Source organism: Protofrankia sp. Cj5 (assembly GCF_917627405.1).
In the GTDB taxonomy this organism is placed as follows: domain Bacteria; phylum Actinomycetota; class Actinomycetes; order Frankiales; family Frankiaceae; genus Protofrankia.
On the sequence record NZ_CAKJTO010000064.1, the window covers coordinates 1 to 13,824 of the forward strand.

General features: G+C 66.7%; 10 protein-coding genes. 5 read left to right on the forward strand and 5 right to left on the reverse strand.

The window, feature by feature from the left end; genetic code table 11:
• The 4 genes from MJ777_RS14660 to MJ777_RS14675 all read left to right on the forward strand — a co-directional run.
• Positions 1-610: serine/threonine-protein kinase (locus MJ777_RS14660; RefSeq protein ID WP_239376817.1), on the forward strand; the 610-nt coding region annotated here is incomplete at its 5' end.
• Positions 611-619: 9 nt separating this feature from the next.
• Positions 620-2,182, forward strand: coding sequence for a WD40 repeat domain-containing serine/threonine protein kinase (locus tag MJ777_RS14665; RefSeq protein WP_255724078.1), 1,563 nt, complete (start codon positions 620-622; stop codon positions 2,180-2,182).
• 690 nt (positions 2,183-2,872) lie between these two features.
• On the forward strand, positions 2,873-3,334 hold the full coding sequence (locus MJ777_RS14670; protein ID WP_239376828.1) for a hypothetical protein: 462 nt from the start codon (positions 2,873-2,875) through the stop codon (positions 3,332-3,334).
• Between the two features lie 349 nt (positions 3,335-3,683).
• Positions 3,684-4,796: a hypothetical protein gene (locus MJ777_RS14675; RefSeq protein WP_239376830.1), complete on the forward strand. Its 1,113-nt coding sequence runs from the start codon at positions 3,684-3,686 to the stop codon at positions 4,794-4,796.
• 109 nt (positions 4,797-4,905) lie between these two features.
• Here the strand turns inward: MJ777_RS14675 and MJ777_RS14680 are convergent, their stop codons facing one another.
• On the reverse strand, positions 4,906-5,994 hold the full coding sequence (locus tag MJ777_RS14680) for an SUMF1/EgtB/PvdO family nonheme iron enzyme (RefSeq protein ID WP_239376832.1): 1,089 nt from the start codon (positions 5,992-5,994) through the stop codon (positions 4,906-4,908).
• Between the two features lie 942 nt (positions 5,995-6,936).
• Here MJ777_RS14680 and MJ777_RS14685 point away from each other — a divergent pair.
• A complete protein-coding gene (locus MJ777_RS14685) occupies positions 6,937-7,866 on the forward strand; it encodes a hypothetical protein (protein ID WP_239376834.1) in 930 nt (309 codons plus the stop codon).
• A gap of 871 nt (positions 7,867-8,737) precedes the next feature.
• Here MJ777_RS14685 and MJ777_RS14690 read toward each other — a convergent pair.
• Genes MJ777_RS14690 through MJ777_RS14705 form a run of 4 tightly spaced genes read right to left on the reverse strand, consistent with a single transcriptional unit; the run spans position 8,738 to position 13,717 of the window.
• The gene (locus tag MJ777_RS14690) at positions 8,738-9,904 is read right to left on the reverse strand and encodes a hypothetical protein (RefSeq protein ID WP_239376836.1); all 1,167 of its coding nucleotides are present in this window, start codon (positions 9,902-9,904) and stop codon (positions 8,738-8,740) included.
• 44 nt (positions 9,905-9,948) lie between these two features.
• Complete coding sequence (locus tag MJ777_RS14695; RefSeq protein WP_239376838.1) at positions 9,949-10,230, reverse strand: hypothetical protein; 282 nt, start codon at positions 10,228-10,230, stop codon at positions 9,949-9,951.
• Positions 10,227-12,923 carry an SUMF1/EgtB/PvdO family nonheme iron enzyme gene (locus MJ777_RS14700; protein WP_239376854.1) on the reverse strand — a complete coding sequence of 899 codons (2,697 nt, stop codon included), beginning with the start codon at positions 12,921-12,923 and terminating at the stop codon, positions 10,227-10,229. Before MJ777_RS14700 ends, MJ777_RS14695 begins: the two co-directional genes overlap by 4 nt.
• Positions 12,920-13,717 carry a trans-aconitate 2-methyltransferase gene (locus MJ777_RS14705; RefSeq protein WP_239376856.1) on the reverse strand — a complete coding sequence of 266 codons (798 nt, stop codon included), beginning with the start codon at positions 13,715-13,717 and terminating at the stop codon, positions 12,920-12,922. Before MJ777_RS14705 ends, MJ777_RS14700 begins: the two co-directional genes overlap by 4 nt.
• Positions 13,718-13,824: the final 107 nt, after the last annotated feature.

The window sequence follows — 13,824 nt, forward strand, 5'->3', positions numbered from 1 at the left end:
CGACGGGCCCCTGCCCGCCGACCGGGTCACCCAGATTGGTCTTGCGGTCCTCGACGCCCTCACCTTCGCCGATGCCAACGGCATCGTGCACCGCGACATCAAACCCTCGAACATCTTGCTGACCGCCGTCGGCGCGGCCAAACTCGCCGACTTCGGGATCGCCACCCTGCACGATGCTACCCGTATCACCGAAACCGGACGAACCCCGATGAGCATCCGGTACACCGCACCCGAACGTCTGAAGAATCAGCCCGCCACCCTCTCCAGCGACCTGTTCTCCCTCGGCGTGACCCTCTACGAAGCCGTCGACGGCACCTCTCCCTTCCTGCGGAAGGACATGCCGGCGACCATGTACGCCATCCTCGACACCGAACCACCCCCACCCCGACACGCACCTCCACCCCTGGCCGACCTCCTCCGCCAGATGCTCACCAAGGACCCAGCCACCCGCGCCGAGCCAGATCAGATACGCGCCGGACTCGCAAGCCTCCGCCCGGCGAAACCGGAAGAAACCCCCAGCAAACACACCAGGACCTCCTATGACTGGGGATCGCTATCTGAGGCGCTACCTGGCTATGAGTGGGGCGCCAAACTCGGCGAAGGTGCGTAAGGGTTGGTGGTGGAGGGCCGGCATCGCGATCTGGACCGTCCCGTGGCTATCAAGATCCTGGCTACGGGGTCCGCTGGCGCGGCTGCCGGGTCTGCCGCCGAGGCGCGGCTACTCGCCCAGATAGATCATCAACATGTCGTCCGGGTCTACGACTCCGTCGACGTCGGCAACCTACGCCTGATCGTGATGGAACTGCTAAGCGGGGGCACACTGACCCGCCGCCAGTCCGGCATACCGCCGGAGGGGGGCTGCGCGATCGGCCTGGCCGTGGCCGCGGCGTTGGCGACCGCGCACGCCCGGGGCGTGCTACACCGCGACATCAAACCCGACAACATACTGTTCGACACCGTCGGCCTGCTCAAGGTCACCGACTTCGGCATCGCGAAGATCATGGAAGGGTCGACGGCCGCCACCAGCAGCAGAGCCGGCACCCCGCTGTACATGGCCCCCGAACAGATCACCGCGGGCCGCCTGGGCCCGGCCACCGACCTGTACGCCCTCGGCTGCATCCTCTACCAGCTACTGGCCGGCAGGCCGCCGTTCAACCCGACCCTGCCGTTGCACGCACTGTGGTACCAGCGCCTCAACGCCCTCCCTCCACCGCCCGCCGGGGTACCCGCCCCCATCGCGGACGTGGTGATGCGGGCCCTGGCCACGGACCTGGCCGACCGCCACCCCTCCGCCCACGCCGCCACCCACGTCTACGGCCCCCGCTGGACCGCCCGGACGGGCATCCCGCTGCACCTCGACGACGACATCCGTGCCGTCACCGACCACCCACCCCAGCCCATCCGGGCGCCACTACCAGCGGCTCTCCCCCTGCACTCCCGAGACCCGGACGCAACCGGGTGGACCCCACCCACCCGCGCCGACCCAGACCAGAGACACGCCGGACTCCCAGGCCCCCATCCGACGAAACCGCAAGAAACCCCCGGCAGTGGCAGCGCGCATCCCTCCACCACTCGTAGCGCTCCCCCGACCCAACGGAGAGAAGAACACCTGCAGTGGCGCCCCCTCGGCGCGCCCCTCACCGGCCACAAAGGCTGGCTGTTCCGCTCCGTCAACGCGGTGAGCTTCTCCCCGGATGGTCGTACCCTCGCCAGCGTCGGCGGCGATAAGACGGTGCGGTTGTGGGATGTGACCGACCCAGTCGCTCCCCGCATCCGCACCACCTTCGCGGCACACACCAGCGTGATCCGGTCGGTGGCGTTCTCCCCCAATGGTCGTACCCTCGCCAGCTCCAGCGGCGGCGACGTCGTCGGCGATAAGACGGTGCGGCTGTGGGATGTCGTCGATCCGGCCGCCCCCCGGCACCTGGCCACCCTCACCGACCATACCGGCTGGGTGAACTCGGTGGCGTTCTCCCCCGGTGGTCGTACCCTCGCCAGCGCCGACGGCAGCGATAAGACGGTGCGGCTGTGGGATATGGCCGATCCGGCCGCTCCCCGGCACCTGGCCACCCTCACCGGCCACACCAGCGCGGTCCAGGCAGTGGCGTTCTCCCCCAATGGTCGTACCCTCGCCAGCGCCGGCGGCGACGATAGGACAGTGCGGCTGTGGACGCAACGGTGAGTCCTGGCGCTGGCTGGGCGACGGAAACCGCCATAGCGATCAAGAGGAAATACGGCGAGACTGCGCCATAGCAACACCACAGGGACCGGACCGCAACGAGGGCAGACACGGACAGGCAGCTCCCTCGGATGGCCCTTTTCACGATCACCTTCGGATCGCCCATCGCCGTTCCATCGGCGCGACCTGGGCTTGCTCACTCATGCCGAAATCCTTACTGGCAGCCGCGAGAGCGTCATGAGCCGCGCCCTGCATCGTCCTCGCGGTGCAGGTCAGTTCGTGTTCCTGGCCCGGGGCGGGATCTCATCCACGCCTCGAAGGTGGAGAGGCGCCAGCGGGGGCGGTCGGGGATGGTGTCGTCGTCGGGGTCCGGGAGGCGGCCTTGGGAGCGATAGCCGCGGAGGGTGGATGGCTTGACGCCTGCGCGTTCGGCCATTTCTCGGTAGCCGATCAGCGGGTCGTCGTCCGGCACGGAATGACCCTACAGCGCCGCGCGGTATCCGCCGAAAGGACTGCAACCCTCCAGCGAGGCGCTGTAGAGTTTCGTCTGTAGACGGCTCCGGCAGGTGATGGCACACCCGCCGGAGCCTCGGCCTCATCCCTCCAGCGAAGGGACACGACCGTGCCCGACATCATCCCGGAGACCGCCGACGAGGGACGCCTCGTGCGTCGCGTCGGCCGAGTGGTGACCCCGTGAACGACCAGCGGCCGGGGCAGTGGAACGCGCGCCCTCCCCTGGTCTCGCTGCTCAGACCGACTGCTGACTTGTACGAGTTGGCGATCCGGCCCGGTGCGGACGTCGAGGACCTGACGGAGGTTGTTGCCGCCCTCCCGGCCGTCGTCTACCTCGACCATCGGCCGGCAGTCCCCGCAGACGCGACTGTCATCCTCACCTACCGGGCGGCCCCCGCCGGCGCCGACGGCGTTCCCGTCCGCCCGACGCCCCGCGGCGGCGACTCGTCGGGTTGGGTGCCCACGATCGACCCCACCCCCCTGCCCGCGAGCGCCTACGAACAGGCCCTTCACAAGATCCTCACCGTCGGCCCGTACCAGCGTCACGGCCAGCTCCTCGTCTACGGACTTGCCCACGCCGACCCTGCGGCAGTCATCGCGGCGGCCGACGCGATCTACGCCGCCTGGACACAACGCAGGTAGCCCCCGAGCCGCGCAACGGCCGATGCGTCCGCAGCCGAGGGGCATCGGCCGTCGCCGGCCTGGCGACCCATCCTCGTTGGACGCAACGGCATCACCGCCGGGCGGGCCTTATCAACCAGGGCGTTCGGCCCGCGTGCAGCGCAAGGACCGATCAGCCGCTCAGGAGCCGGCGTGTCGGTTTACCACGTGGGCGGCAGACGGCCGGGCCCCCGCTCGCGGGCCGCTTCCTGCCGATCGCGGGCACGAGTGCCCGGTCAGCGGGCGCGAATCCGGCCAAAGCAGGCGTCCGCCCGGTCTACGTAGACGTAGACGACCGCCATAGACAGCGACATAGATGAAAGGATCACCTGTGGACGAGAAGCGGCTAGCGCCGATGGTCGACTGCGCGTGTGGATGCGGAGAACCGGCGGGAGAGAGCAGTCGGTATGCCGGTGGGGACGAGCGGGAGCGGATGCGGCACCGATCCCGTCTGCAGTACGCCCGGCGCCGCGCCGTCCAGCCGAACGGACATCATCAACACGACGCGCCTGCCGAGGACAACGTGTTGGCGCGGCTGGGGCTGACGGACGTGCCGCTGGCCGCGGTCGCCGAACGGCTGGCCGTGTTCGCCGGCGACCTCGGCGGGCTCGCTTCCACCGTCGCGCGCAGGGCAGGCGCGGTCGATGAAGCCGCGATCGCCCGGCAGATCACCGACGCGACTGCCGACGCGGTCGGTCGGGCCGAAGCCGCCGAAGATGAGGCCCGCCGGCTGCGCGCCACACTCCGCGACCTTCAAGCCGAACTCCACCAGGCCTGCCGAGACCGTGACCAGGCCGATGCCGACGCCTCCGTTGTCGCCGAGGCCGCAGCCCAGGCCGACACCGCCGCAGCCGAAGCCTGCGACCGCGCGCAGGCGGCGGAACGGGACTGCGAGGAGGCCCGGAGCGACGCCGCGCAGATCCGTGAGCAGGCGGAGCGCGCGCGGCTTGCGGCCGACGGGCAGCGCAGCCAGCTCGAACGCGACCACGCGCAGGCGCTCGCAGCGGTGCGCGCGGACCACACTGCCCAGCTCGCCGCGCTGCATCGGGACTATGCCAGGATCCTGGCCGACGCTCGCGCCGATCATGCCGCGCATCTTGCCTCGGAACGTCACGTAGCGGCGGACGCCGTGTCTGCGGCCCGCGACCGCGCAACCCGTGCCGAGGCCTACGCCGACGCGTTCACCGCCGAGCAGGTCCGCCTGGCCGCCGACCGTGACCGCCTACTCGCCGAACAAGCATCCCTGACCGGCCAGATCGCCCAGCTCACCGGCACCGCCGCTCGAGCGCATGAGCAGACCCTCGCAGTGAATGGACGCCGCCATGCCGACGACGCCACCGCCGAAGAGACCGGGATCAGGCCGCGGTCGTCGAGCGCCGGGCAGCCCGCCCGGCAGGCCCCCGTTCCTCGACGTCGGGCCGCCCGAGCCGCCGCGACCGGGTAGGAGCAGCGCCGGTCAGCTCCTGTCGATCGACTCCCCCACCGATCGGACGCTTGTGTCGACTGTGGCCCCGCTGGCGCCTGGCGGTTTTCGAAGGACGAAGCCGATCACCTCACGCAGCATCCCGAACGCACCGGAAGCCAACGGCGTTGCTACAGCCTCGGCGCACGTAGAGCGCCTTCGAGGAGGTCTGGACGGCACGGTACGGGCTGTCGTAGGAGCCACCGCAAACGACCGCGGAGTTGACGGCGTCGAACACGGTGCCTGTCCACTCCCACACGTTGCCGGACATCTCGCGCACGCCGAACGGCGAGACGTTTGCCGGATGCTCCGTGACCGCCGTTGGACCGCTGTCGCGCAGTCCGCCGCCGTCGATCTCCTCTTTCCAGGCTCGGTAAGTGACGAGCGGCCGGGAGCTCCACGCGTCGGCGCAGTTCACGGCGGTGAGGTCGAGCGTGTCACCCCAGGGGAAGAGCCTGCCGTCGGCGCCCCGAGCGGCGGCCTCCCACTCGAGCGACGTCGGGAGCCGCTTGCCCTCGAACCAGGCGAAGGCGTAGGCGCTCCACCAGCTGATGCACGTGATGGGATGATCATCGTACTGCGGGTCAGTGAAGTACTCCCGGTTCCGTAGCCGCTCGTGCCACGGCTCATGGCTGTGGCCGGCAGGCGTGTCCGGGTGATCCCACGCGGCGCAGCCCCACCGCTCGACCGCGGCAAGGAACCGCCTGTACCGGCTGACCGTCACGGGAAACTCGTCGAAAATGACCGAGTTTTCGACCTTCCGTAGCAGCAGCCGATGACTCGGGCCGACGACATAGATCCCGGCGGGAAGAACAAGCGGCGGCGCTGCCGGCGTCTGGGCACCGAAGTACTGTAGAAGTCGCCGGATCTGTTCTGTCAGGACGGGCTCGCTTTCGTGGACATCGAACGCGGCTGCACGGCCATGAACAGTCCGCAGGAGCCGGGACGCAAAATACTCCTGAAATGCCGGGTGCGTCGCCGTTACCGTGCCGTTTCCACTGCGTCGCAAGAACGGTGCCAAAAGAAATCCCTCCGGCTCGAGCTGTCGGCCGATGAGGGTGTCAATCCCGAGCTGGGTCCAGACCTCGGAGAGCGAGAAGACCGTCTGATCGGCGATGAAGCCGAGGCCAAGCAACGTCTCGAGACGCGGCGCCAGTCCTTCAAGCTGTCGGTGCGGCATCTCGTCCTGGCCGCTCGCAGCGGGCCCCCAACCTCGTTCTCGCGGTGCGACGTCGCCATCGTTCGGCCACGTGCCCGGTAGGAGGTGTCTTCCCGGCAGTTTGAACCACAACAGAAAGTCGGGGATCTTTAGGGTTTGCGCCCACTCGGCAAGCTTTCGTAGATCCGTTGGTGCGTCGCCGTTTTCAGCTCGACTAAGAAGGGCCTGAGTCACTCCCAACCAGTGCGCTACCGTCTCCTGCGCAATAGCGCCCGATCCACTCGTGCCGCCCCCGAGACAACTACGGTAGGTACGAATGACTTTTCCCATGTGTCGTGTGGCGAGCGCCTCGAACATCGGATCGGCCGTCCAGAACTCAAGAGGCAGCTCGGGTGGCTCGGTCAATGCGGCAAAGCTAGCCTGGCGTCGTTGGCAAAGCGCACAAAGCCCGTCGTAGCTGTTGGGCGCAAGATGGTTCCCGCAACCGCCGCAGCAGCGGCGCATGGGCACGGCCATTGGGGCAACTCCGATCATTCAGCTCCGACGCGCATGAGTTAACGATATAGCCGCCCGCAGCGGATCCTGCGACGCGACCGGTACTCGTTTTTGACATAAAGATCAGTACTCGAACGATTTGGCGGACTCGCCACGCAGGTAGGACGCTGTGCCCACAGGCGGTCGACGGGCTGATACGCCTCGTCGTCGGCAAGGTCGCGCCCCTCACCCGTATGTCCGAACACGGACGAGGACTTAACGGATCGGGGATGCACTGGCGAGGACTCGCTGATCACTCGCCCATCTATACGGCATGACTTCTCGATTGGAGGTAGTTGCCCCCTTGTGTGTGTCGATCTCTGTCAACGACGAGCCCAGACAGGCCCCGCAGGCGCCCAGCTCACGAGACGTCACGCCGTGCTCGGCGGCTTCGTTCTTCCAGGTCTGTTGCTCGTTGGTGGCGGTCGTGTGAAGGCCCCGCCGGAGGTTCTCGAGCACTTCGAAAAGATCGCTACGAAGCTCACCGACTCGTATCCTTACGCGCCGGTGCCGGCCACGGCACAGGCCGTCCGCCGGGACCTGCCGATTGCGCACGCGATCCTTGCCGAAGGCGGTCTCGACGAGGAAGGGCTGCGCCGGATGCACGCCGCGGCCGGTCGCCTCGCCGCGATGCTCGGGAATGCCCAGCTCGACACAGGTTGGACGGGGCAGGCATCACGTACGCTCATCGCCGCCTACGACCACGCGGTGCTCGGCAAGGACGCGGCTGGTCAGGCGTGGTGCCGGCTCCTGCAGTCGTCGGTTGAACTTGCCGAGGATCAGCCCCGGCAGGCGCTGGTGTACGCGCGGGACGGATGGGCCGTCGCCCCGCCCGGCTCTCCCGTCGCCGCCCGACTCGCGGCCGAATGCATCGCCGCCTCGTTGGCGAAGCTCGGCGACCAGCGTGGCACGTCTCAGGCTTTGGACGATGCCTGGACGATTGTCGGTGACTTCGCGCCCGAACAGCGGGGGCATCCCGGGTGGCACCCCAACCGCCTGCACCCAGCCGAACTCGACTCCATCACGGCGGCGGCCTACATCGACGCCGGAAACCCGCATGCCGCGCTCTTGCACACCGAGCGCGGAATTGCCGCCCTCGACCGTGCACCGGCCGTCAGCCATCGAGCCTACGTTCGGACCAATGCGGCGAGGGCGATGCTAGCCCGCGACGAGATCGAATCGGCGGTCGACTACATGAACGAGGCGCTCGAGGTCTCCAGCGCCCGCAAACTCGCCGACATTGAGCGCCGCGCCTGCGCCTTCGTCGTGAGCGCCCGCAACCGCGCTCCCGGCCCACTCATCGAGAATCTGAAGGAACACGTGCGCCTTTGGCGCGCGACGCGACTCACACAGGTATGACCAGCGATGCTCTTGCACCCCCATTCATGCAAGGGCGCTGTCCGAAGCGAAAGAAAGGCGAGGAGACATTGGAATCACGTGCGTATCGGGACGATAGCGCGTCGAGCAGGATCAGGACCGGCGGTTGCGGAGAGGATGTGGTGGGCGAGCAGTCCGGAGGAGTACCGAGGCGTGAGGTTGGGCGGGAGTTGCTGCGGCAGATGCCGCAGCTTGCTGTGCCCCCGCCGAGCCCGCCCGTGGCGCCGCAGACGGAAGATGCCGCGTTGAAGCGACACGCGACATTGTGGGCTCTCGTGTGCCTGGACGGGGCTACAGATCGGCCGTTAGAGGTGACGATGCCCTTTCCGACACCGAACGCCGCAGACCATTTTGCCGAAGAGTCCGGAATCGCGGACTCGGCGATCGTGCCGATTCGCTTCGCCTACGTCCCGCCAGCGCGCCGTGCCGGGCCGTGAGACGCGGCTGCCCGTGACTGTTGGGACACGAGGTTCGGCTCCGCATCCCTCATCGAAGGAAGTCGCTGCGGAAGCGGACTGGCCGTCGTCGGCGTATGTCGCAACGGCCCGGTTAACATCCACACTGACGTCAGGGATTGAGGCCGCCGGTCCGGCGAGGATCTACGGGGTAGCCGTCTACGTGGGTCATTCCCGGGAGATCGGCGAAGTCCTCGTAGTGTTCCCGACGGCCACGGCGGCGCGCCGGTATACCGTCGACACCCATCTCGCCAACTATCAGGTGGTCATGTTAACCTTTCCGCCTGACTCGGGGTGACAAGTGCGGCGAATCTTAGTCGTGTCGTCCTTTGACGCGTTACGCGACTGCGCTAGCGATGGACGGCGGGAGCAGGCCGCGCCAAGGGCCGATTCAGATTCTATTCCAATCGCCGCAGCTCTCGAATAAGGAGCCTGCCGAGGCGGGTGAGGAGAAGCAGCACAGTTGTCACGCTCGCGGCGAGTAGGCCCATCATAAGATAGAATAATGAGTTCGTTCCGATGATCTGCAGAACGCCGAAAGCCGTTCCGAACGGTAGGCCGACCACGGTGAGTAGACCGAGGGCCGCAGCTACCCGCTGCCCTTCCTGCGTTTGAACAATCCTGTTGAGGTCGGCAATCTCGGCTAGTACCGCGTCGAACCGCTCCGGTAGCCGGTGTTGCGATTGATAGGCAGTGAGAATATCATTAGCCGATCCGTGAGCGCTGGCGTCGCGCAGCCAATAGATACTGCGAAACCGTGCCGCCTGCTCTTCCAGCTTTGGCAGATGGCGGGGCATGTCGTCCGCGTCAAACGCCCGCGCTGCCTCGTCGACCATCGCCTCGATATGCGAACGCTGGATCATGCCGAGGAGAATGGCGTCGAGGTAGGTGGTATGTGCGTAGAGTTGTGCGTAGCCCAGGAAGGGATCACGGTCGCCGCGGTCGCGACGTAGGCCGACGAAGGCGGCGCCGTCCCTGGTGACCAGGCCGCGCCAGTCACCCGACAGGACCACGGTCCCGCCGAGCAATTGGTCAGCATGGTCGGGGTCAGGCGGGTAGTCGTCGGGGGACGTGCGGGACGCGAGCAGCCACAGCCACTGCTCGGCCCGGGACCAGGACCGCACATGCCTGGCACCCAGCGGTCGCGGTAGCTGCTGCTCCGTCGAGCTGAGGAACGCGACGGTGTAGGGACGGCCAGCGAACAGGAGTGCCCACGGCTGGAGCGCCGCCTCAAGGTCGGGCACGAGCGAGCTGGTGCCGCGTCGTCCGGCGAGGCTTCGTAGAAGATCTCGTAGCTGGCCTTGGTGGCTGTTGATATGGAAGATCGCAAATGCCGTGTCGGACCGCCCGGCGAGATCGGGGATGACAAGTTCAACAGCGAAGATTTCGCCGCCGGCGATTTGAACGGACGCAAGGCGATGCCAGCGGCTGGGCCGTGTCCCGTCACCGTAGAGGACACGAGTGCAAGGTGGGCTGAAGTAAGTGCGCCGGGCGGCGTCCGTCGCCTCAATGTCACGGTGCCCGAGCGGTACCGGGCCTTCTGCCCAATCCGGGGCTTCTGTCACGCGCGCCGGGCAGACGGCGACGACGGAGTGTCGTCCGTCAGCGCTTACCGATAGAATTCGTCGACCTCCGGCAGATCCAGCCGGATCACGAAACGGGCGCGTCGGGTGGCGGGATCTATCTCGAAGCGAACCCGCTCACCGACGACGGTCGTCCGAAACCCTTCCGTGACGATGTCGCTGTAGTCGAAACCGTATGTCTCACCGTCTTCGTCGTCGCGAACGAAGTAGGTCGCTGTGACACGGTGGGGACCGCCGCCCAGTGGCTGCCGGTCGACGATGTGGCCGAATCGCTGGGCAACCTCGGGACGGCGGGTGGGCACGGTCATTCTGCCTCCCGCACGCAGCGAAATCCGACGGCGTTGCTGCATCCGCGGCGGACGTAGAGCGCCTTCGAGGATGCCTGGACGGCACGGTACGGATTGTCGTACGAGCCGCCGCATATCACGGCCGAGTTGAGGTTGTCGAACACAGTCTCGGTCCACTCCCAGACGTTCCCGGACATCCCCTTGACGTCGCAGGGGGACTGATTACGAGGATGGTCGGTGACTTTGGTCGGCGCGCACTCCTTGAGTCGGCCGTCGTCGATCTCCTGCTTCCACACTTCGTAGGTCACCAGTGGGCGACCGCTCCATGCGTCGGCGCAGTTTACCGCGTCGAGGTCGAGCATATCGCCCCACGGGAACAGACGGCCGTCGGCTCCCCGGGCTGCGGCTTCCCACTCGAGGGAGGTCGGAAGCCGCTTGCCCTCGAAACGGGCGAACGCGTAGGCGCTCCACCAGCTAATGCAGATAGCCGGATACTCGTCGAACCGAGAGTCGGTGAAGTAGTCGGCAGCGCGCAGACGTTCCCACCACGGCTCATGGCTGTGCCCTACTGGCGTCTCGGGGTGGTCCCACGCGCCGCTGCCCTGGCGTTCGACTGCGGCAAGGAATCCCTTGTACCGCCCGACAGTCACCGGGAACTCGTCGAAGGCCACCGGCTTCTCCACCTCGCGGAGAAGTAGCCGGTGACTGGGGCCGAGCACGTAAAAGCCGGCCGGGACGACGAGCGGTACGGCCGGGGGTGTCTCGGTTCCGAGGTAGTGGAGAAACCTCCGGGCCTGCTCCGTCAGCAAAGGTTCCGGGCGGGCGGCCGCCGCGGCCGCCCGCCCCTCGGCGGTCCGCAGAAGCCGGGCAGCGAAGTACTCCTGGAACACGGAGTGGACGGGAGTCACGGCGTCGGCTCCCGCTGGCCGGAACAATGGGGCGAGGAGAAAGGTCTCCTGGCTCACCCGCCCGGCGGCGAAGCACTCGATGCCGAGTTCCGTACACACTTCGGTCAGCGAGAAGATGGTCTTGTCTGCCAGGAAACCGAGTCCGAGCAGTCGTTCAAGGCCCCGCTGAAGGTGGGAGAGGTTCCTCGACGTGAGGATCTGGCCGACGCGGGCGGTGACGAGATCGGCGAGGCGCCCCGCCGAGTCAGCGGTGAGGACCGTGTCGCCGCGCCCGGTCTGGTCGGCGAGTCGCACCTCGAGAGGCGAGACGGTGAGCGTCTGCTGATGCCGCTGCAACTGAAGATCGTGCAGACGTACTACGGCGAACCGCGGCAGCTCGAGCGGGTCGACGCCGTTCGCGTGAAGCTGCTGTACGAGCTGCTCCGAGATAAGGGACGAATTATTCAACAGCCGCCGGACCTGCGGAGAGTCAGCGAGGAACGAATATCGGGACGACATGACTACCGTCGACTCGGCGGAGAGGGCCTGCGCGACGTCCGCAAACAGGGAAAGGAACGCTGTGAGGCTGGTATTCTGGACCGCCTCGTCGATGGCGTCAAGCACACAGAGCACAGATCCTGCGCGTATCAGGTAAAGGAACACGTCGAATACCCGCTGGCGGGGGATCGGCATGTATGGTGCGAGGATGCGGGTTACGAAGTCGCCGAACTCCTCGTCGGGCTGCTTAAGGCTCATGTCGAGGTAGAAACGGTAGCGATGGGTCGGGGGACCCTCCGGGGCCGCAACAAGGCGCTTGAGCAGAGTCGTCTTTCCGCTGCCTGGCCCGCCGATGACGAGGATGTTCGCCGACGTGCTGGCGAGGCTCCGCAGCATCTCCGCGGCATCGCTGGTTTCGCTGATATCCAACTCGCCGGTGTGCTGGTCGGCTTCCATGAGTTCGGCTGTGATCGTCATCGGCTCGGCGACTTCGGCACTTGGAACAACCGGCGGGTACACGCGCTGCAGGGCCGCCAGATGGCCGGGTACGTCGACTATCGTCTCTACGAATCGCTCGTAGGCGATGATGCGGATCTCGCCGTCGGCGAACGGCGTTACCCCCGTGGAGGGCTCATCCTCAACCAGTAGGAACCGTGTCCGCTTGGGAAGCTGTGTCTGGAGAAGCTCGCCACTCGTGGCGCTCAAGAGCTGACTCAGCTCATCCAGACTCCGACTGAGCATGATCTCGACGTACTCGACTCGCAGCCCGGCCTGCCGACCGAACAACTGGTAAACCGTGCTCTCGGACAGCTCGAAGCGCTTGACTGCACGGAAGCCCAGCGTTGCGTAGAGGCCGGCGAGAAACTCGGCCTTTTTCTCGACGAGGGGGCTGAGCTGCGGCGAGTCCCCGGTGACAGCGGTAAGCCCAGTGTTCGTGAACCAGTCGAGGACGTCGAGCAGGCGTCGTACCGCGAGAAGACCGTCTTCGTCGGCAATATCGTAGCCGTCGTGTGTGGACCTGTTCCGGAGTCGCTGGATGTCCGTGAGAGCGTTGATGACGTTGGTGCTGCGAATATGCGGCCGACAACCTTTGATCAGATCGTTCAGGGCCTTACCGGAAGGGTCACCGGGTACCTCGTAATGACTCCATACCTGCTTCAGCAGACGCTCGGCAATCTTTCCGATCAGTGCGATGGTGTTTTCGGGGTAGCCGTCGCCCAGGGAGCGGACCGGTCGACCGAAATCCAGGCCGAGATGCCGCGCGACCCTGGAGTGACTTTCCAGCTCGCTCTGCAACCGGCGGAGCCGATCGTCAATGGCTTCTGTCAACGGTTACCTTCCCGTGCGCCGAGGACGAACGCGAACCGGTCCGGGAATGACAGCATCTTCTCGGTATGTCGGCGGTCGATCTCGGCGAGTCCGGCCTCGATCTCGGCGTCATCGAACGTCGCAAGCAAGGACATATAACGGTCTCGCACCATCGCCAGATAGCGAACCTTGGGAATCTCGAGCGGGAAGTCGTGGTAGGTGACGCTGGCCGACAGACCCGCCCGTCGTATGTGATCGGCGATGACGTCGGGGGCGGGCTGGAGGGACTCGAACCTCTCGAGCGCCGCGTCGAACAGCGGATACTCGATCCGAGTTGGCAGCATCACGACGAGCAGCCTGCCACGGACACCGAGTAGGTCGGCGAGGCCGGCAATGACCCATCGACGGTCAACGTCCGCCACGTGGTGGATCGCTTCCTTGACGATGATCGCGTCGAGGCTTCCGTGCGCAGTGGTCGGTCCGGCCGATGCCAGCCGCCCGCGGGCCAGTTCCTCGGCGGAGGCACGCAGGGACTGTAAACCGGGATCAGCGGGAAGCTGCGCGAGCATCGCGGCCGAGGGGTCGACGCACAAGACGGGTGACGAGGGACGGACCAGGTCACGGATACGGCGGGTGAACAGCCCTGTCCCGCAGCCGACATCGGCGATCCGGTCAGCCGCACTCAAAGCGAGCGAGCTGGCAATCGCGTGGGCCATCCAGCCCAGGAACGCTCCACTGTGCGACCAGTTGTGGTCGTAGCTGCCGGCAAGGCGCTCGTAGTGCGCCGCCGTCTCCGGCCCCGCCAAGCTGGTCACCTCCCGCCCACCGGTACAGGCGGATCATAACGGATCGGCTTCCCAACGAACGTGAACACGGACAACTCGGTCACTCCGAGCCGGGTCAGTGCGAGACGTGTACCAAC

Excerpts from the sequence above, each read along its gene's own strand:
- MJ777_RS14680 (WP_239376832.1), bottom strand. The coding sequence starts at position 5,994 with ATGCCGCACCGACAGCTTGAAGGACTGGCGCCGCGTCTCGAGACGTTG.
- MJ777_RS14695 (WP_239376838.1), bottom strand. The coding sequence starts at position 10,230 with ATGACCGTGCCCACCCGCCGTCCCGAGGTTGCCCAGCGATTCGGCCAC.